The following is a 20,538-nucleotide window of genomic DNA, read 5'->3' as shown; positions in this document are numbered from 1 at the left end:
TTGTCTGTCTAGTAAGGAATCAATAAGTTTACATAATATATATTATGTTTTTTTGTGTGGTAAAATCTGCAAGTGGATCACTCTTTTCAAGTGTCCGCTTGCAGATTCAAGTTTCACTGACAGTATAAAAATAGCTTATTTTTTATATTGAGAATATACGCATGCGTCTATATTTCATTTTCCGGGGGAGATTCAATCATCACTCCTTCAACATGCTTGCGTCCCAGCAGTTTTCGTTTTTTGCGGTTTTCCTTGGTTTCTAAAACAATATCCAGATCATAGTCTTCAGGATACAACTCAGTAGCAGCGATGTGAATGACGAGCCTCTTTTTGTTAATGCTCAGCTTCTGTCCTTGGATCAAAATCCCGACATTCCCCCGTTCATCCTCGGTTTTGTATACAATTCCAGTCCGATTCAGGTAGCCTACATAAACACTATCACCAAGGGCAAATGGCTTGGTTTTGAGAGGAATTTCTTGTTTCCCCCGTTTTGTGACTGTACCGTCTAAAGCCGCTTTTTTAGGGAGAGGCTTATTTGCATCATCAGACTTTTCATCATCTACAGAAGGGGGAATAACAAACGATTCCTGTGTATTCCGAGACGCTCTGCCTGCAGAAATGGCCTCAGAACGCTCGATAATACGTGTCCACATGCCCAGCTTCAAGGCAATTGCATATGCATAGCTTTCTCCGGCCTCTCCAATGCGAAGTCGGTACAATGGTTGCAGCGTTTCGGTATCAAACTCCATACGAGCATTCTGAAATCCCGGTGTGTTTTCAGCAAAATGCTTGATTTCGCTAAAGTGCGTTGTAGCCACTACTGTCGCTCGGCGACGATGGAATTCTTCTAGCAACGCGATAGAAAGGCCTACTCCTTCTCCCGGATCGGTGCCGGATGCCATTTCATCAATCAGAATCAGAGTAGAGTTGCCTGTTGTTTCTAAAATGCTAATCATGTTGCGGATGTGTGCAGAAAAGGTACTCAAAGCATGTTCAATGCTTTGTCCATCCCCGATGTCAACCACAATTTCCTCGAATACAGCCATTCGGCTGCCATGCAAAACAGGTACCAGTAGCCCAGATTGCACCATTAATGTTAATAGACCGACGCTTTTGAGGGCCATCGTTTTTCCACCTGTGTTCGGTCCGGTGATGATGAGTGAGGAATATCCTTCACCAATTGAGAAATCAAGCGGCACCATGGTATTGGACATCAACGGGTGACGTGCACCTCGGATGTCTATAATCCCGTCAAGGTTAAGTTCGGCAGGGACAGCATCCAGAGTCATGGCGTATTTGGCTTTTGCTAATAAAAAATCCAGTACACCTACCGTCTCTGTATTGATGCTTAGTTCCCGGTTGTATGACTCAGCCATTGCCGTCAGGTCTCCCAGTACTTTCATTTCTTCTTTTGATTCTTCTGCCATGTTCGCGCTCTGATCGAATTGCAGATTCGTGATTTCGGCAGGTTCAACGTAAACCGTTTGACCACTTCCCGATTCATCCAGTACATTGCCTTTCACTTGTTTACGGAATTCTTTTTTGATTGGAAGCACGTAACGGCCATTGCGCTGACTAATCATATTTTCCTGCATAATGGATCGGTGACGGCTGGTGAGAGAGTCAAGTTTTCTCTTAATACGTTCTTCAGTGACCGCAATTTTTTTGCGAATTTTAGCTAGTTCTTTACTGGCGATATCCGTCACACGTCCCGAATGAATACATCTTTCGATTTCGGATAGAAGTGGCTCCATGCTATACATGGAAGATGCATAAGCGCTGACGGTTGGAGCAGCGTCCGCCTTGGAATGCATATATTTTATTAGTTGAATACAGCTTCTAATGAATTGGGCCATATGAGAAAAATCGCGCTCGCTGAACATATACCCGGTCCCGAGCAGATGAAGAATGTGCTCCATTCCTTCCAACGAAGGAACAGGGACGCTTGCTCCATGGCGAATGATCTGTAAGGCTTCGTTTGTTTCGTCAAGACGAATCTTAATTGTACGGATATCAGCAATTGGCCGCATAGAAGCAGCGTGACGCTTACCCAGGTAAGAAAAAGCACATTCGGAAACTCTTGTTTTAATTTGATCATATTCCAAACGCAGCATTGTAGTTTCGTTCATGAATAAATCTCTCCTTTAGTTGTGTAGTGTCAGGATTTTGGGAACCTTGCTGTTAAAATAAAAAAGGGCGGAGAATGAACAAAACGTTCATTCTCCGCCCTTAAGGAAAGAGGGAATTTATCATCAAATAAGCCTGTTATGCAGCTTTTGTAGTTCCGAGTTCCATGTTTCCAATTTATTCACGCAACAGCTCTTTGCTAAGCTATTTGGATCGAATGGAAGACGTTTAAAGGGAAGTTACAAAATCTGAAAACAAAAAAACCGCGCTGAACACAGCACGGAATAGGGCCTGGATGAAGATAATCCCGAAGGCGATTTATGATATCCGCATGTTCTTAACTAATATCAGGGTAACAACACGGCAACAAACAAACCTGTCCCCGAAGGGTACAAGCGCCTGATGATACTCCCTGAATATGCAATTGCTTAGTTAAGAACGTTCACCGACATCAAAATCTCTCCCTTAATTGAAGATATAACCATACTATACGATTGGACAGGCGTTGAAGTCAAGGTCGACTTCTTTAATTCGATACAATGGTGATCATAAAAATAACATAATATATATTATCCTGAATTCCGAAAGCCCGTAAGATCAAAGAAGCCAGAGACTCACCGCTCAAAAAACCTGTAAGAATCAGGGTGTATTAACAGGGGGAATATTCCAAAACGGCTTACCAGCACGTAGATTCCCCTCCCCAGGAGACCGGGCATCTACATTTCCATGTGAAATTTTAGGAGCGCTCATTCCAATAGGGCGATTCGATATTCCATCCGTTTCCAGGTGTGGCGATTGGCGAATGCCTTCGCCAGTTTGAGTACGGTGGTTCGACTATGACTTCCTTGATGTAGTTTTCCATACAACACCGCTGGTTGTAAAAGCGCCACAAATCGATAGATTCCCACTCCAGGCTCAGTTTAATTTTTTCGAGATAATCGAGGAAGATCTTGCTTCCTCCGATGTTTGTGGACTGGTTTAGGGAAAATTAGGTCTTGATTTTATGGATGGGTGTAGTAGACTTCACCTAAAAGGTGCTCCTCTCTTTGGGTGATTTTGTTCTCAACAAACACCATTCTACCAAAGATTTGAGCCTTTTTTTATTTTTTATAGAAGGTTACTTTCAGGATAATGTACAATTGGTTAAAAGGTAAATTTCCTAATGCATTTGTGGAATGTGAAGTGTATATCCCTACCATTCATGGAAGATCGATTGAGATATATCCTGAATCTTCTTTTACAAAAAAGTTTACAAGAGCGGGAAGAACTTTTTCTAAAAAAGAAAGAAATGGTTAGCTTTGCTAGCGCTATCTATGGAGAAAAGTTTATGAATCGCTTAAAGGTAATTATTGGGGATAGTGATAGGGAATTTTCTTATTATCAAACTTCAGTAAGTTCATTTGATGACGGATCTTATGATAAAGAGAGGACTTCAATAAATTTAAAGATAGCGAAGATATTTCATTAAGAGCATTAACAAAGTTTATTTCCCCTAGTGATTTTGTGCTGATTGGTGCTTTAAAGAGACAGGGGGACATGACTCTACGAGAGTATGTAACAAGTAAACACAAAAATGAGATCTCGTTAGTGGAGTATGGGTATACAGAGCACAGAGACACTCTGGATAGATTAACAAGGAGAAATAAAATCTTGGTAAATAAAATGCTGGAAGAGGTTAATATCAAGCTTTGTGTTCATGGTGGTGCACGTACTTCTACGGACGATGCAATTCAATATTTATACCTTGATTCTATTTACGAAGTGGAGAATTGCATCAACAAGATTAAGGAATTATTATTTATATCAGATCCGTAGCCGGTACCAAAGAATCCTGAATCATGAAATTCATGAACCCGCATAAGAAGAAAGATTTTGCGCTGGTTGTTGATATTATTTATCCGAAAGGAATAAATGTTCGTATATTTATCTGTTCTAAATTGACACTGATGCTCATAACTCGACCGCTATTGAAGGGCACACCAGCTTGTTGAATCCAGAATTCCCCAAGGCGTTGCTCAAGCTCTTATTCCAGCGTATCCGGAACTGGAGAGGCGCTTTGAGCGCGACTTTTTTTGTCAATTCGAGTCCATGCGGCTCTTGTGTTATAAATGCAGTCCATTTAAAGAGGTTGGGAGGTATAAAGATGCCAAAAACGATATTAGTTGTAGACGACGATGAAGAAATCGTAAAACTCATCACAAAGAGTTTAAGGTACGAGCAATTTGCAATAATTTCGGCATGTTCCGGGAAAGAAGCGTTATCTGCATTGGAAGAAAACCACATTGATTTCATCGTTCTTGATATAGTGATGCCTGATATGGATGGACTTGATGTCTGCAGAAGTATCCGAAAATCTTATAATGTTCCAATTCTGTTTTTAAGTGCGCGTGATAAGGACATTGATAAAATCGTCGGGCTCGAAATAGGAGCAGACGATTACATGACCAAACCTTTCAGTATTCGGGAGCTTGCCTCCAGGATAAAGGCCCACTTCAGAAAAGTGGACAGGCTGTTTAAAGAGTGGGATGAACTTAGTCCCAGTAACGAAAAGGCGGATGCTCCGCTCATTTTGAACGATAAGACGTTTGAAGCATTCCTGCATAGCAGGAAGCTCGACTTATCAACGAAGGAATTTCAAATTTTGTCTATTCTTATGCGTCACCCCAATCATGTATTGACTCGTGAGCAGATATATGAAAACGTCTGGGGAGACGAATACGGAGAAATAAATACCGTAACGGTCCATATAAAAAATATCCGTAAGAAACTTGGTCCTGAATATGAATTTATTAAAACCATATGGGGTATAGGATATAAATACACGGAAAGAGAGCAATAGTATGAAACTGAAAATAAAACTTCCCCTCTTATTCCTGCTGATGCTTATAATATTTATGTTTTCAATTGGAATGTACCTGAAGCTTGTCTTTGCAGTATATTCCCCTATACGCAGTTCATTGCTGGACTCGCGATATATAGCATTGCTCCTGCCCATATTTGCCATTGCCTTTTTCATATTTATTATTCTGATTATCTATATTCATTTTTGCATAGAGAAACCCATTCAGCTTCTGAATACCAGGCTGGAAGAAGTGAATATTGTACATCCAATGCCTCCGCTAGCTTTGAGGAGTAATGACGAGATCGGAGAACTTTATAAGCACTTCAATAAGATGGAGCATAGGCTTCAACTCGCCCACAGAGAGCAAACCGATATGATTGCGGCAATCGCCCACGATTTGAAAACACCCCTGACATCTATTAACGGTTTTACTGAACTGCTGGCTACACACAAGGACTTACCAGAAACTGAAAAGCAGGAATATTATGAATTGATTCAAAGGAAGTCAGAATATATGGTCGAACTCATCAATGATTTCTCCAGCTTCACCAAAGAAAAACTGGAGTTGGAATCCATGGTAGCTAAACCTGTAAAAGCATCAAAATTATTTGAAAAAATTGCCCTTGAATATGAGTACGAGCTGGCGGGACTTGACAACGAGCTTACTTGCCGTCATTCATTCACGGAAAATATATTGCTAATGGTCAATGAACCGATGATCCGTCGGGTTTTCGGCAACCTCTTTAGCAATGCTGTAAGATATGGAGGGAAGAATAAGCTGAAAGTGTATATGACCGGATACCCGCTAGGACATTATGCCTATTTCCAAATCGAGGATAATGGAATTGGAGTGCCGGATAAGGATATTTCTTCTCTGTTCCTCAAATTTTTCACTGTGGATAAATCGCGGCAAATCCAAAAGGGCGGGCTGGGGCTGGGTCTTGCAAGCTGTAAATCCATTATTGAACATCACGGGGGCGAAATTGTTGCCTACCCTTCCGAATATGGCGGTTTGGGGATAAGATTTAGCCTTCCCCGGGCGGCACAACGCTGACTTTATTTTTGCACATCTTCTTTTACAACAAAGTTAAAGGCTGCTGCCAGGTGTGAAAACCTAGGCAGCAGCCTTTTTTGTTTTTTCAGCGGTTTATAGTTTTTTATATTCTCTTTATAAACATTTATTTTTCTTTTAAAGAAGCTTTATCTTTGTGTTGTAAAAATTACTTGTAGTAAAAAAACTACAATCACTGGAACTGGAAAAGGAGGATGTTGCAATGTCAATTGAGTTCAGCCGTTGGCCCAATAACTACATGATGTCATACCAAGTCACCAAAGCTTTGGGTATGGCAAGCCTCGGTGCTACGGACGTCACCGAGATCTACGAGGCCTGCAAAAAAATCGACCCCGATGACAAGGATACGTGGCACAGGGAATGGCTCATAACCGCTCAGGCATTGGAAAGACACGGCAAGGATGCCGAAACGGCTGGAAACTGGTATACAGCACGAAACTGCTACATTCGCGCCTGCAATTACTACAGAATCGCAGAGTATGCGGTGATGGATGATGACATCGAGAAAATCCGTATCTTTAAGAAGGTAAATGAACTCTTCGAAGCTGCCGGAAAGTACTTCGATGTCCGCCCGGAGAAGATCCAAGTTGATTACGAGGATGTTAAGCTGGAGGGGTACTTCTTCTCCCCCTCCTGGATAAAAGGTCCAAAGCCGACCCTTTTTGCTCTTAACGGTGGCGACGAGTGGTCAATTGAAAATTATTTCTGGCTAGGTCCCGCCTTCATTTCGTGTGGATATAACTTTCTGGTCTATGACCAGCCTGGCACCGGCCTATCGCTGTACGAAAAGGGAAAGGGGAGACGGGCGGACAGTGAGGCTTTTCATTCCCGAGCAATCGACTTTCTTCTAACAAGACCGGAAGTCGATCCCGATAAGATTATCGTGCACGGGGAGAGTTTTGCGGCTTACGACTCGCTGCGATTCGCTTCGTTCGATCACAGGATTGCTGCCGTCATCTCCGACGGCGGTACGCACGCCTTCGACTGGGATGCCATGCTTAAATGGATGCCGCCGAGTCTGGCCGCACACGGCATGAGAATTCTGGGGGCAAAAAGCTTGGAGGATTTTGCGGGGAATCCGCGTTTTGCCTATGATCTTGAGGGCGTGCTCCACCAGATAGAATGTCCGCTTCTTGTAATGCACGGAGCGGAAGAGATATTGGTTCAGCCAAATCCGCTGACACAAGCCTTGAAGAATTACGAGCAAGCGGGCTCGAAAAACAAGACGTTCTACCCGATAGAGGATAGACGACTTGGCGGATTAGAACACTGTCAGGTAGACAACATCAACGTGCTGCATGAGGTAGCGCTGAATTGGCTCTGCTCAATTGGGCTTGGGCCAGCCTCGCCTCGCTTAAGCGATTGCCAGGACATCATAAAGTAGATATGAAAAATTTCTGATTGAGCTTGTTCAGGAGTGTCGTTTTTAGAATCCTGAATAAGCTCTCTCTTTATGGAGGAATTGAAAGCTATGAGTATTTTATCAAAGGAAAAAAATGGAGGAACGCCCGCCATACAAATTGAGGGAGTGCACAAAAAATTTGGCGACTATATCGCATTGAACAATCTTTCGCTGGAGGTGAGCCGAGGAGAGATATTTGGATTTTTGGGACTGAATGGCGCTGGAAAGACAACGACCATAAAGATGCTCTTGGCGATGCTCAAGCCAACCTCCGGCAAGCTCTACATGTTAGGTGAAAAGGTCGATGCCGGAAACTATAAATTATGGGACAAGGTTGGATATTTGGAGGAGGCTACTTTTTATCCCGATTTAACTGTAGTTGAAAATCTTGACATAGCACGACGCATGCAAGGGGTGCCTGACAAAGATTCCGTAAATCGGGTTATCTATAAGTTGGGGCTTGAGCCGCACAAACAGAAAAAGGCAAAGAATCTTTCTTTAGGAAACAAACAGCGCCTGGGACTTGCGAAAGCAATGATTCACAATCCGGAAATTCTAATATTGGATGAGCCGATAAATGGCCTCGATCCCGCAGGCGTGGCGGAGATACGGAATATGTTATATAGCCTAGCGAAAAATTTCGGCGTAACTGTTTTTATATCCAGCCATCTGTTAGAGGAGCTCTCGAAAGTTTCCACACGCATTGGGATTATTCACAATGGCCATCTTGTTAAAGAAGTCGCAATGGATAAGCTGGAGCAATCGTTACAGAAAAACTTAGTGGTGAATGGCCGCGACAAACATGCCTTAAAGAAGGTGCTTGAAGAGCATGGATATGAATTTAAGGAGACAATAGACGGCTATATTAAACTAACCGATGACCACGCAGCGGATAGTCCTGAACGACTGGCCGAACTGCTGGTTAAATCCAATCAACCGCCAACATTGCTTCGAGTGATTACGGAGGATTTGGAAGGATATTTTCTCCGCACAATTGGTATGACAAGGGGGAATATATAATGAATATTTTTTCTGTTTTACATTGTGAGATTCGCAAGATTATCCGTGCCAATGAGTTTTGGTTGGTGTTTCTTATTTTTGCATTTGGGCCAATCATGATGGGAGTCGGAATTATTTTATCCAGTGACGCCGGCGGCATCAATTGGAAAATGTATTTAACCGAATTGCTTGATAGTCTTGCCCCGCTGGGACTTATCGGGTACACCTTTATCGCGGCATGGGTATTTGGACGAGAGTTTTCGGATAAAACAATTAAAGATTTGCTTGCAAAGCCCGTTTCCAGATCGAAAATTGTACTGTCCAAATTTCTTGTAATTTTAGCATGGAGCCTATTACTTTCCATGTATATGTTTGCCATAGGTTTTGCCGTGGGGGGTATTCTAGGAGTTGCGGGCGGGTCAGCTTCTTTTATTTGGAATATCTTCTTTAAATTCATTATAACATCGCTATTGTTTATTATTGTTACCACACCAGGCACTCTTCTGGCCAATGTGAGCAAGGGATACTTGGCACCATTAGGACTCATCCTGATAATCGTCATTCTCTCAAATGTTTTGGCCTCTTTTGGATTCGCCCCCTATTTTCCGTGGACCATCCCGTCGGTATTTCAAAGCACCGGGTTTTTAAAGTTGAGTAGTATAATCATTCTTGCGTCTACGGGAATAGCCGGAATAGTCGGAACATTTGCCTGGTGGAGATTTGCCGAGCACCAATAAACGCGCTACATGCACTGAGTTGTAGATATATCAATTATGAAAAGGAACAACAATCTCTCCGCTGCTCGCACGTTCATGCTTGACTATAAACTAAGCGCTGGATTGGAGAGTATACCACACCATCTACCAAAGCGGCCGTAAACTTTATAAAACTGCCAGTGACAAAGGGCATAAATATAACGATCAGAGCAAGTTTTCGAGAATTATTGAATGCAACGGCTCGCATTATTTCATTACATTAAATTATCCCGGTATTGTCAAATTGAATATGGAAGACACCGTATAGAAATTATAGACGAGCGGATAGAACCCGTTCAAAAGATGATCTTTGACCCTGAGCGCGGCTATTTGTCCAACAGTGTTTAGGAGGAGGCGCTGTTTGGATGGAGGAAGCCGGTCTTGCAGTGGAACTGAAAAACATGCCGAGTATACGGTTCCCGAAGAACTGCGGCTTAAATTCGAGGAGCGACCGGACCTAAAAACGGCGTTTGAAGCGTTGACGCTCGGACGCCAGAGAGCGTATCTGCTGTATTTTTCAGAACCGAAGCAGTTCAAAACGCGCGTTTCAAGGGTTGAAAAATACACACAGCCCATTCTGTAGGGGGCAAAGGGTTGAACGATTAGAACGGACAAATGGATCGGATAGTCTCAAGAAATACGAAAGGCGAGGAACAGCTGCCGAAGAGCAGGTGTTTTTTTGCTTAGAATTACAGAGGGAGCAGCAACGATTTTTCAAGAATACTGTAGAAACATTGCAACTCAGATTATTAATTTACAAACAATTCTTGACCCTGAAAATTTTGTAATTGGGGGAGGCATATCTGCGAATCCTTTACTCGTTGTTACCATTAAAGAAGAGCTAGAGAAGCTATATCTAGATTCGATCTTAAATTTTGTGCGTGCAGATATTGAGCAAAGTAAATTAGGCAATGAAGCCAATTTGCTAGGCGCTATATATAACTACAAGCAAACACATGATCTTGAAGTATGACATTCATTTTATTTTGACGGGTGCATAATTGAGAAAAATAAACCGTTACAAAAAAGCGTGCCTTTAACCTGAGACACGCTTTTTTGTATGAAAGCCACTAGTATAGGTGACTTCTATGAAAATGGGAAGGATAGGCCCTGTGTGCTCTGTACTTCGTAGTTAAACCTTCAGCTTTGCAAGAATGTCCTCCATCTTCTTCAGCTTACGATAAACAGCGGAGCGATCAATTCCTAGCTGTCTGGCTGCTTCGGCACTATTGCCACCACAGACCTGCAGCATCTGCTGAATGTATCGTCCCTCGGTTAACGCCGTATATTCCTTCAGCCCGCTCAGTTGACTGCGATTGGCCTGAATGAAATGGTCCAATGTGAACCAGTCTGTAACTTGTTCGACCGGCTGCTGCTGGCGCAGCACGGTCTGATCAGTTACGATCAATCGTTCGATGTAATTACGAAGCTCACGCGCATTCCCATGCCATGGCTCGGCTAGCATTCTTTGAAATTCGTCCGCTGGCAATACATACTTTTTATCATATACCTTATTGAAATGAGCAATAAAGCTGGAAATCAGTCCGACGAGATCCAGTCTGCGACTACGTAGCGGCGGGATATGGATCGGAATGACATTGATTCGATAGTACAAGTCCTCGCGAAACAATCCTTTTTTCACCATACTCCATAGATCACGATTGGTAGCAAATATCATCCGGCATTGAATGAGAATGGCTTCGGTGCTCCCCACACGCCGGAATTCACCACGCTCAAGCACATCAAGCAGTTTGGCCTGTATTTCCAGTGGAAGCTCGGCGACCTCATCAAAGAACAAAACGCCTCCTCTGGCCACCTCGAACAAGCCTTGCTTCTCGTCCATTAAGCCGGGCATAGCCCCCTGAACATATCCGAACAGCTCATATTCGAATAATGCGGCTGGAATAGCGGCACTATTAATCGGAATGAAAGGTCCGTTCCACTTCGCGCTCTGGCGGTGAATGTATTTGGCAATTACTGATTTGCCTGTCCCTGATTCGCCCAAAATCAGTACTTTGCTATTGTAAGAAGCGATCTGGTCACACACCTGAATAATTTGCTTCATCGCCAGGCTCTCAGCAATGATCCCGTTATTCTTAAGTACAGTGGCTGAAGTGACTGAACGTTTGCTGTTCTCATACGCATGTGGCAGCGTAGGGGCAGCTATGATGGATAATCCACCTTTATAGTTGTTAGTACTGGTAACAACGAGCTGCACCTCATCTGTACTATCAAGTATTGGAAGAGCAGTGGACTTGAGCTTAAAGCCACGTACAGTGTTGATATACTGGGTTACCTTTTGTTTGGACTGTATTGCTTTCATTGTTATTGATTCCTTGTAGTAGCCGGCTTTCACCAGGTCCTGTACATTGTAGCGCAACAGCTCCTCCAACGGAATGCCGATAGTCAAGGCAGTGAATTCATTGGAGATTAAAATATTACCTTTGGAATCCGTGACAAACAGAGGGGCAGGGGACTGATCGCTCTCATCGGTGGAACGTTTATCTATACGTCGGGTCATGATCGATCAACTCACTTTTGGATTATCGAGGCTATGCTGAAATGATTGTTTCATTTTTATTATATCTGCTTTACGCTACGAACAACAGAGGTTACCCAGACAAAAATTAGCACGCAAATCTAATCAAAAAACGGACCGCTTCCTATTAAATATGGATATGGTCCGTTTTTTTCTTTGTTTACAAGTTATATTATACTGATGCTATCTGCTCACCAGTAATCTGTGTCTGTCCAAGACGATTTAGCAGTGCCTGCGCTTCGCTGAACATTGTCGTAATCATCTGCTCAACTGTCGTAATCTCGTCGCACAGGCCGCATATTTGTCCTGCCATGACCGAACCGCGATCTGTATCACCTTCGAAGACGGCTTTGCGCAGGGAGCCAAGGCTGATCTTCTCCAATTCGTCACGGGAGGCATGCTCTTGCTCCAGCTTGAGGTATTCGGCGATCATGCTGTTCTTGATGCTGCGGACGGGTCCACCGATGCTGCGTCCAGTAACCGTAGTGCTGGTATCGTCGGCGTCAATGACGGCTTGCTTGAAATTGTCATGCGTCGGGCATTCGACGGTGGTGAGGAAGCGCGTTCCGACCTGAACTCCCTGTGCGCCGAGTGCAAAGGCTGCTGCAATTCCGCGTCCATCGGCAATGCCGCCTGCGGCAACGACAGGGATGGATACGTTGCTAACAACCTGTGGAACGAGTGCCATGGTGGTTGTTTCACCGACATGGCCGCCAGCTTCTGTACCTTCGGCCACGAGGGCATGTACGCCGATAGCCTCCATTTTTTTGGCAATCTTGACGGAAGGGATGACGGCGATCACCTTAATGCCATGCTCCTTGAAGATTGGCATATACGGAGCTGGTGTGCCCGCGCCCGTCGTAACAATGTTGACTTTTTCCTCGACGATAACCTCGATCAATTCGGGAATATTATGCATCATCAGCATCAGATTTACGGCAAACGGTTTGTTGGTGGCTGCGCGAACCTTGCGAATTTCTTCACGAAGTACCTCAGCCGACATGCCGCCAGAGCCAATAATGCCCAGCCCGCCAGCATTGGATACAGCACTTACGAGTGGTTCACGGGCAATTTGGGCCATAGCACCTTGGAAAATAGGGTACTGGATACCGAGCAGTTCTGTAATATTCATGGTTAATTCCTCCAATATAAATTTATAGGTTGTACTATACTTAATACTAAAAATAGTGATTTGCTAATATAGCAACGGATTGATCAAACGTTTTCAACAGCAGCTGGTGCAGGGTTCTTACCATTTTCCAAGGCCTTATACAGGAATGTCAGCGCGAACCCGACCAAGGCAATAACGAGCGCAATGTAAAAGGCGTTGGTGAATATGCCGTTATTGGCGGCAGCTACCGAGTTGGCAATTCGCGGTCCAAAGAATGCGGCACCGGAATAGCCGATAAAGGTTATTCCGTAGTTGACACCATAGTATTTCATGCCAAATTTCTGTCCGACGATTGAAGGGAAGACGCCCATCGTACCACCAAAGCACAGGCCGATGCCAATAATGGCAATAGAAAATCCAACTATGGAGCCGGATAATGCAAGTGTCAGCATCATGGTGGCAATGACCAGATAGATCATCATCAGACAACGCAGATGGCCAATCTTGTCTGATATGGCTCCCCAGAAAATGCGTCCCAGACAGTTGCTAAGCGAATAAAGACTCACGAACAAGGCTGCTATACTGGCCGATAGACCGAACATCGTCTGGCCAATGACGGAAGCATTGGATGTAACCATCATGCCAGATAAAGCGCCGATCAGGAACAGGCAAGCAATGACGTAGAACAGGGGTTGCTTGATCATCTGCCGCCAGTTCAAGTTCACGGCAACCGGACGTAAACCTGACGTCTGCGGTGGTTTCCAACCAGCAGGAATATATCCTGCCGGACAAGCTTGAGTAAATAGCCCACCTGCCAAAATGACGATCAGAAAGGAGGTGCCAAGGATCATCATAGTGGTCTGAACTCCTGAGTGGGTAATCATCGCGTTTGCAAGTGGGGCAATGATTACTGTTCCACCGCCATAACCTGCGGTCACGATTCCAGCCGCGAGTCCGCGTTTGTCTGGGAAGAACTTGATGGTGTTACCGATTGTTGCCGCATAGACGACACCTTGTCCAAGACCAGAAATGATGCCATACGTCAGATATAGCATCCAAGGTGCAGTCGCAAGGCCAGTCAAGATGAAGCCAAGTCCAAACATGGTGCCGCCAATGAAGATGGCAATTCTGGCACCTCCCCGGTCTACGAGCTTTCCGCCAAGAATCGCCGGAATCGGTGCAATTGCGCCGTTAATCGTAAAGGCCATCATAATTTCAGGCATGCTCACTGCAAGCATTTTACTCAGTGGCATTGCAAAAATGCTGAAGGCGTAAATGGAGCCGACGCAAATATTGATTAGGGTCGCGGCGATTAGAATGCGCCAGCGATTCAGTTGTACATTTTCCATTTCGTGTTGGTCCTTTCTGATGCAGGATCAGTGCGCGTGGGATGAAGCATTACTCCGCAATTCCATAATTCGTGTCTGGTAGTCCGTTTGACAGCTACCGGTATCTCTTGAGCTGTACTATACAGTAGTCAAAGCGTCAGCCTCATGCTTCGCTTGCTCGCTACCCTTGATCGTAATCACGTCATGCAGCTTACCCCAATGTTCACAGAACATGCCGGCGTCCATTTCCTTCAGTTCTGGTGAGATGACAGGCATGAAGTCCATCTGATCGAGAATCTGGGTCTGCAAATCAATGCCAGGCGCGATCTCTGTCAGTGTCATTTTTCCATCTTGCAGCTGGAATACCGCACGTTCCGTCACATAGACGACCTGCTGCTTGACCTTGGTCGCATAAGAGCCACTGAAGGTAATTTGCTGGACCTCCTTCAGGAATTTCTTAGTTTTACCCTCCTGTACAATCCGAAGCTTGCCGTCCTCAACAGCAATTTGCAGGCCTCCTGCTGTGAAAGTTCCGGCAAAGACGAGCTTTTTGGCTGATTGGGAAATGTTGATAAAGCCGCCACAGCCCGTAACACGGGTACCGAACTTGCTGACATTCACATTCCCGGATTCGTCGGTCTGAGCCAGCCCTAGCACGGATAGATCAATACCACCACCGTCGTAAAAGTCGAACTGGGACACATGATCTACGATGGCCTCAGAGTTGTACGCATGCCCAAAATCCTTGATGCCTGCTGGTACGCCGCCGACTGAGCCTGCTTCGGTTGTCAGAATCAATTGGTCGCTGACGCCTTCCTCTGCCGCAACCGTAGCCACACATACCGGAATACCCACGCCAAGATTCAGAACGGTATTTGGTACTAGCTCAGCTGCGGAACGACGGGAGATAATTTTACGCTCGTCGAGCGGAATCACTTCCATGGCGTCCATCGGTACCTTCACATGTCCTGCGAAGGCAGGGCTGTATTGTGTGTTTTCAGTCTGGAAATGATTTTGCGGTTCGGAGATAATTAGATGATCGATCAGAATGCCTGGCACTCTAACATCCTTCGGATGCAGGGTCCCGTTCTTGGCCACAGTCTCTACCTGAGCAATTACGATACCGCCAGAATTGCGCACTGCCTGAGCAATCTGTAGAACCTCCATATGCAGGCCTTCCTTTTCCAGCGTCAAATTCCCGTTCTCGTCAGCTATGGTACCGCGGATCAATGCGACCTGAATCGGGAAGCTCTTATAGAACAGCCATTCTTCGCCTTCCAGTTCAATCAGCTTGACGATCTCCTCCGTTGTGCAGGCTGACATTTTGCCGCCTTCCACACGAGGATCGACGAAGGTCTCCATGCCTATCTTGGTAATGACACCTGGGCGTTTGGCAGCAATTTCACGGAACAGCTGTGTGATTACGCCTTGCGGCAAATTGTAGGCTTCACATTTATTGTCTTCAATTAATTTAGCCATAGCAGGCGAAGCAAGGGCGATCCCGCCGATCCAGCGTTTGATCAGACCTTCATGGCCTAGATGGCTCATTCCCTTGGTCCGGCGGTCGCCGACCGCACTGGCATGAACAACTGTTAGGTTGCGAGGATGACCAGATTCCAAGAATCGTTCTTCGATGGCGATACCCATCTCCTCGGCCCAACAGGAGAGCCCAAAGCCGCTTGCGGCAATGGTGACTCCATCCGGGATAAGTGCTGCTGCTTCACTCGCTGAAATGATTTTGGACATAGAGTGCTCACTCCTTCAATAAAATGATTGAAATCATATGGATATAAGTACATAGATTAGAAGTTCACATTACGTGCGGGCAAGCTGCCGAGTGTCATGTGCAAGCTAATTGCCGTCATCACGGAATAAGTAGAAAAATAGAAAAGCGGATATTCTGTTTATTGTGTGAAAACATTCACTTTCACTCCGGAATGAATTGTGAATATTTTCACTTGAATCATAATGCGTGTTTTTTTTCTCGTCAACCGGGGGCCAGCGACTCGGGATAGAGGTGAGGAAGTGTAGCGAAATTGCGAATATGATGAGGGGTGAAAGGTTAGAAAAGCATGCAAATAAGGAAGAAAAATTGTTTATGGCAAGGGGCCTGAGCATAATAGAGCCTTGGAACACGGGATATAAAAGGAACGATGCTTTGTTTCAATAAGAAGAATCAAGGGGAGCCGAGGGAAAGTCTGGGGAAGTTATTATGCGTTAGCAAAAATGCAACACTTTCTTGATCTTGTGAGAATGGACGATGGGCAGAGGAGACATTAAACCTTGAGGGTACTGGGGATATTCAGCAAGTAAGCACTATGTAAGTCCAATACATAACAATTCATATACCCAGGGCGAAGGGAGAATTCTGCATGAACAGTTTAAGGAGTTCAAAAATAATGAAAAAAATTTATGTTGTCTGTCGAGGTAGATTTTTTCGCAATTTTGCTACGATAGACTTTTTCGGAAATGGAAATACTTGACTGTAGAAACTTGGCATTACTTAGCTATCACAGTCCGTTCCGAGCTAAGAGCTACGTTTCGAGCCCTGTCCTCGAAGGAAGCAAACGCCTGATAAATGAAAAAGATATTGCTGGCTTGCGCAGGAGGATTTTCTACAAGTATGCTGGTGGAGAGAATGAAAGAGGCGGCTCGTGCACAAAATGTGGAAATTGTAATCGAAGCTTGTAGTGAGAGTAGCATAAGAGAGCATATGCCGGTCAATATTGTTATGCTGGGCCCCCAAATGGGACACGCGGAAGATGACGTGAAGAAAGAAGTGGGCAACGAGATTCCAGTCACTGTAATCAATATGATGGATTATGGAATGATGAATGGAGCGAACGTGCTGAAAACAGCGCTGGATATGATTTAAATCGCCAACTTTATAAAGCGTTATCATTCCTCATATTTAAACCTTTAAGACTACTTATAAGCAGTCTTAAAGGTTTTTTATTTCTGTATCCATAAGTTATGTTCAAGCATCCATATTTTGAAAATTCAATAAAGTAAACAACAGAGATTAGATATTGATATGTTAAAACTACAGAATAGAAAATTAATCTCGCAATAAATATTATGTTAACTTAGTAGCGAATGGATGTTATTATCTTTTAAATGAGAATGATAATCATTATAATTGTAATCATGAATGGAACTCGTATGCACTACGAATCCAGATAAGGGAGGAAGCGATAATAAGATGAAGATACATAATTCTCCGTCTACATTTAATGATTACTATAACCAGATAGCCGATTCAAACCTTATAAACGATGAAAATGATCTCACTCAATCGGCATTGAAACATGAACATATTTATCATATACCCGAACAGTGGGGAAGCGGTGTGCATCGTACACATTTTTTACGTAAAGGCTTCGAGCTTTCGCACAGTAAAATGCTATTTCATGATCCAGTCCAGATTACAAGAAGGTTCGTTACGCCTTATTTAGAGCTAGCGCTGAACATCGACTATTCAGCCGTCTGGTCCGTGGATGAATTTCGTTCAGAGCGTGAGCATGGAAGGCATGTACAGCTCATTTACATGAATGATGTGAAGATCCATGCGGCGATGCCAGCAAGCAAGGCGATGAATCACATGGAGCTGCGTTTTAACCCTTTGATATGGGGAGAATTGCTACAAGAACTGGATATTCGTCTGGAGCAATCTTTTGCTTGTATGGAGACGCTAATTACTCCTGACATGCGAGCTATTGCTTAGGAATTGTCATCTCATCCTTATCAGGGCATAACCCGACAGCTTTTTTTGGAGAGTAAGGCACTGGAACTTATAGCTCTGTCCCCATTAATACTAGTAGGGTGTTTTTAATTAACAGGAGTGTCCTTATGACAAATGATGAGCATTCCTGGTTTCAAGAAGCAAAAAAAGTATAACCGAGGCAGGGATTTAAGACGTCCCGCAGTGCCCGCCCTTTGGGTATTGGTAAATCAGGACAACAGGGCCATGATGAGGGCTCTGAGACCTGCGGAAACCGGGAAGAATAACACTGTAAAATTATAGGAAGAATAGGAGCGATTCAATTTTATTTATAGTATAATGGTTACTTCAATATGGGATGAAAACAGGGAAAGAGGAAACGAATGCCTACTATACTGGTTGCTGACGACGATGCGAACATTCGCGAACTCGTCTGTTTATTTCTACGCAACGACGGATTCGCAACAGCCGAAGCCGCAGACGGCAAGGAAGCACTGACCGTCTACGCTACAACGCATGTCGATCTTGTCGTGCTCGATATTATGATGCCGATAATGGATGGTTGGACTTTATGCAAGGAGCTCAGAAGAGCCAATCCTGATCTTCCCTTACTTATGCTGACTGCGAGAGGCGAAACATGGGAGAAAGTGAAAGGTTTCGAACTTGGAATAGATGATTATTTGACGAAACCGTTTGATCCACTGGAATTGACAGTTCGGGTCAGAGCACTGCTGAAACGCTATCGGATTGGCACCACGCAGACGATCCAGTTCGGCAACGTCATCCTTGATCGGCAGACCTATAAGGTGATGAGAGGGACGGAGTCACTCACGTTGCCGCTCAAGGAGTTCGAATTGCTGTATAAGCTCGCTGGAACACCTGGACAAGTGTATACACGCGAGCAGTTGATCGATCAAATTTGGGGGATCGATTATACTGGAGATGATCGAACGATAGACGTACATATTAAACGCCTGCGCGAACGGTTCGCGACTACACCCGATTTTCGTATCGAGACGGTGCGTGGGCTTGGCTACCGGCTTGAGGTTTACGAATGATCAGATCCTTATATACACGTGTTGTCCTGACATTTCTGGTCTCCGTCCTCGCGGGCACGATCATTGCTTTTTTTGTAACATTTTGGGTGTTTAAAGAGAAATTGAACGAAAATTTGCAAACCACTTTATTTAACTTTGGTCAGGACATTGTCCGGGTTTACGAAACCATTCCGTTACGTGAAGCGGACTTATTCGTAAGTGGAATGAAACAACTCGATTCCTATTATATTCGAATTTTTGATGAAACGGGGCAGTTCCAGTCTTACGGAACGCTTAACGGACAAAAACCTGTTACTGTGACGATGGATCAAGTAAGGAAAGTATTGGGTGGAGAAGTTGTTCAAGTTAATCCGAGTAGTGTTTCAATGAACCTCTTGGGACTGAGGTTGAAAACTGAAATGGGAATGAAAGCGATGTTTGTGGAGCCGCTTATGTATCCTTCCGCTTCTTTTGCCCAAAAATGGTTATTTACTTTTTTGACCTATTCGTTGGTAACAGGAAGCCTATTGATTTTGGTTGCCTCTATATTCCTAGTTAGACCGATCAAAAAGCTGACAAAAGCGACCAGACGTATAGCAGTTGGAGATTTCAACGTCAAGCTGAATATTAAGCAAAAGGGTGAGCTAGGTACTTTGGCTCGCAGCTTTGAAGAAATGATGCATGATCTACAGCAACTTGAGCAGATGCGTAGGGAGTTCGTCACGAATGTGTCGCATGAAGTTCAGTCGCCGCTCACTTCGATATCCGGTTATGCTATAGCACTCAAGCAAGTAGACATAGCAGATAACGAGCGAAGCCGTTATCTCGATATCATCATCGCGGAAGCAGATCGGATGTCCAAGATGAGCGATAGCCTGCTAAAGCTGAGTTTGCTTGAATCGCAGTCACAGCAGATGCGGCTGGTCACGTTCAGCCTTGATGAACAGATCAGACGAGTCATCGTCGCGATCCAGCCGCAATGGTCGGCTCGCAACATCCGTTTCGAGCTCAATTTGAAGACCGTTCGTCTATTGGCGGATCAAGATCAATTAAACCAGGTATGGACGAACATACTCGGAAATAGCATCAAATTTTCCAAGGATGGCGGCGTTATTAATGTCAGCATCAAGCAAGATATCAAAAGCGTAACAGTCCGAATATCCGATACGGGCATTGGTATTTCCCTTGAGGACCAGAAGCGTATATTCGAGCGATTTTTTAAAGCTGATCGTTCCCACAGTCGTAAATATGGCGGTAGTGGTATGGGACTCGCCATCGTTAAACAGATCGTATCGCTTCATCAAGGCGACATTCGAGTGGAAAGTGAATCTGGCCAAGGAACGACCGTCATTGTCACCTTGCCAATCACAACGCCACCAGATTAGTTAGATTCATAGGGTATCATTCGGATTATCTAAACCGCATTTTCCATGATACAGCATAATGTGCAGTTTCCTTGGACAACGTAGCATTTTTTTGCTTGTTCATACTCCGTTCATATTGTCGTCATAGGGAGTACATCTTCTTTCGTTAAGCTTTCATTAGCGGCTCGTTAAGGTAGCCCAACAAACAGAATGGGGACAGGAGAAGTTGAGCGTGAAACGA

17 protein-coding genes and 2 pseudogenes are annotated in these 20,538 nt (G+C 44.3%); 13 read left to right on the top strand and 6 right to left on the bottom strand.

Annotation, left to right across the window (positions count from 1 at the left end):
• Nucleotides 1-167: 167 nt before the first annotated feature.
• Both KAI36_RS14015 and KAI36_RS27725 read right to left on the bottom strand, forming a co-directional pair.
• The gene (locus KAI36_RS14015; protein WP_220025189.1) at nt 168-2,129 is read right to left on the bottom strand and encodes an endonuclease MutS2; all 1,962 of its coding nucleotides are present in this window, start codon (nt 2,127-2,129) and stop codon (nt 168-170) included.
• A gap of 744 nt (nt 2,130-2,873) precedes the next feature.
• Nucleotides 2,874-3,073 (bottom strand): annotated as a pseudogene (locus KAI36_RS27725) (hypothetical protein); the annotation flags it as partial.
• A gap of 255 nt (nt 3,074-3,328) precedes the next feature.
• On the opposite strand from KAI36_RS27725, the gene KAI36_RS14010 reads away from it, so the two are divergent.
• From KAI36_RS14010 to KAI36_RS13970, 9 genes and pseudogenes are all read left to right on the top strand, one after another.
• Nucleotides 3,329-3,595 (top strand): hypothetical protein, encoded by a 267-nt coding sequence (locus KAI36_RS14010; RefSeq protein WP_220025188.1) that lies wholly within the window; start codon nt 3,329-3,331, stop codon nt 3,593-3,595.
• A gap of 182 nt (nt 3,596-3,777) precedes the next feature.
• Nucleotides 3,778-3,942 carry a hypothetical protein gene (locus KAI36_RS14005; protein WP_220025187.1) on the top strand — a complete coding sequence of 55 codons (165 nt, stop codon included), beginning with the start codon at nt 3,778-3,780 and terminating at the stop codon, nt 3,940-3,942.
• A gap of 328 nt (nt 3,943-4,270) precedes the next feature.
• Nucleotides 4,271-4,966 (top strand): response regulator transcription factor, encoded by a 696-nt coding sequence (locus KAI36_RS14000; protein ID WP_220025186.1) that lies wholly within the window; start codon nt 4,271-4,273, stop codon nt 4,964-4,966.
• Nucleotide 4,967: 1 nt separating this feature from the next.
• Nucleotides 4,968-6,023: a HAMP domain-containing sensor histidine kinase gene (locus KAI36_RS13995; protein WP_220025185.1), complete on the top strand. Its 1,056-nt coding sequence runs from the start codon at nt 4,968-4,970 to the stop codon at nt 6,021-6,023.
• A gap of 220 nt (nt 6,024-6,243) precedes the next feature.
• Nucleotides 6,244-7,425 carry an alpha/beta hydrolase family protein gene (locus KAI36_RS13990; RefSeq protein ID WP_220025184.1) on the top strand — a complete coding sequence of 394 codons (1,182 nt, stop codon included), beginning with the start codon at nt 6,244-6,246 and terminating at the stop codon, nt 7,423-7,425.
• Nucleotides 7,426-7,512: 87 nt separating this feature from the next.
• The gene (locus KAI36_RS13985; RefSeq protein WP_220025183.1) at nt 7,513-8,463 is read left to right on the top strand and encodes an ABC transporter ATP-binding protein; all 951 of its coding nucleotides are present in this window, start codon (nt 7,513-7,515) and stop codon (nt 8,461-8,463) included.
• Complete coding sequence (locus KAI36_RS13980; RefSeq protein WP_220025182.1) at nt 8,463-9,179, top strand: ABC transporter permease; 717 nt, start codon at nt 8,463-8,465, stop codon at nt 9,177-9,179. The genes KAI36_RS13985 and KAI36_RS13980 overlap by 1 nt, the downstream gene beginning before the upstream one ends.
• A gap of 374 nt (nt 9,180-9,553) precedes the next feature.
• Nucleotides 9,554-9,803: pseudogene (locus tag KAI36_RS13975) on the top strand (YdeI/OmpD-associated family protein); the annotation flags it as partial.
• A 73-nt stretch (nt 9,804-9,876) separates the two neighbouring features.
• A complete protein-coding gene (locus KAI36_RS13970; protein WP_258382168.1) occupies nt 9,877-10,170 on the top strand; it encodes an ROK family protein in 294 nt (97 codons plus the stop codon).
• Nucleotides 10,171-10,329: 159 nt separating this feature from the next.
• Here the strand turns inward: KAI36_RS13970 and KAI36_RS13965 are convergent, their stop codons facing one another.
• The 4 genes from KAI36_RS13965 to KAI36_RS13950 all read right to left on the bottom strand — a co-directional run bounded on the left by KAI36_RS13965 (nt 10,330) and on the right by KAI36_RS13950 (nt 15,921).
• Complete coding sequence (locus KAI36_RS13965) at nt 10,330-11,718, bottom strand: sigma-54 interaction domain-containing protein (RefSeq protein WP_220025181.1); 1,389 nt, start codon at nt 11,716-11,718, stop codon at nt 10,330-10,332.
• A gap of 190 nt (nt 11,719-11,908) precedes the next feature.
• Nucleotides 11,909-12,868, bottom strand: a complete 960-nt coding sequence (locus KAI36_RS13960; RefSeq protein WP_023988901.1) for a DUF561 domain-containing protein — start codon at nt 12,866-12,868, stop codon at nt 11,909-11,911.
• An 83-nt stretch (nt 12,869-12,951) separates the two neighbouring features.
• On the bottom strand, nt 12,952-14,196 hold the full coding sequence (locus tag KAI36_RS13955) for an L-lactate MFS transporter (RefSeq protein ID WP_220025180.1): 1,245 nt from the start codon (nt 14,194-14,196) through the stop codon (nt 12,952-12,954).
• 117 nt (nt 14,197-14,313) lie between these two features.
• Complete coding sequence (locus KAI36_RS13950) at nt 14,314-15,921, bottom strand: acyl CoA:acetate/3-ketoacid CoA transferase (RefSeq protein ID WP_220025179.1); 1,608 nt, start codon at nt 15,919-15,921, stop codon at nt 14,314-14,316.
• An 832-nt stretch (nt 15,922-16,753) separates the two neighbouring features.
• On the opposite strand from KAI36_RS13950, the gene KAI36_RS13945 reads away from it, so the two are divergent.
• From KAI36_RS13945 to KAI36_RS13930, 4 genes are all read left to right on the top strand, one after another.
• Nucleotides 16,754-17,050: a PTS sugar transporter subunit IIB gene (locus KAI36_RS13945; protein ID WP_220025178.1), complete on the top strand. Its 297-nt coding sequence runs from the start codon at nt 16,754-16,756 to the stop codon at nt 17,048-17,050.
• A gap of 327 nt (nt 17,051-17,377) precedes the next feature.
• Complete coding sequence (locus tag KAI36_RS13940; RefSeq protein WP_258382167.1) at nt 17,378-17,899, top strand: hypothetical protein; 522 nt, start codon at nt 17,378-17,380, stop codon at nt 17,897-17,899.
• Between the two features lie 380 nt (nt 17,900-18,279).
• Nucleotides 18,280-18,954 (top strand): response regulator transcription factor, encoded by a 675-nt coding sequence (locus tag KAI36_RS13935; RefSeq protein WP_025720690.1) that lies wholly within the window; start codon nt 18,280-18,282, stop codon nt 18,952-18,954.
• Nucleotides 18,951-20,318: a sensor histidine kinase gene (locus tag KAI36_RS13930; protein WP_220025176.1), complete on the top strand. Its 1,368-nt coding sequence runs from the start codon at nt 18,951-18,953 to the stop codon at nt 20,316-20,318. Before KAI36_RS13935 ends, KAI36_RS13930 begins: the two co-directional genes overlap by 4 nt.
• Nucleotides 20,319-20,538 lie beyond the last annotated feature (220 nt).

The organism is Paenibacillus sp. S02 (assembly GCF_019454065.1).
GTDB classification, from domain to species: Bacteria; Bacillota; Bacilli; order Paenibacillales; family Paenibacillaceae; genus Paenibacillus; species Paenibacillus polymyxa_B.
This window is presented reverse-complemented; position numbering and strand designations above follow the sequence as displayed.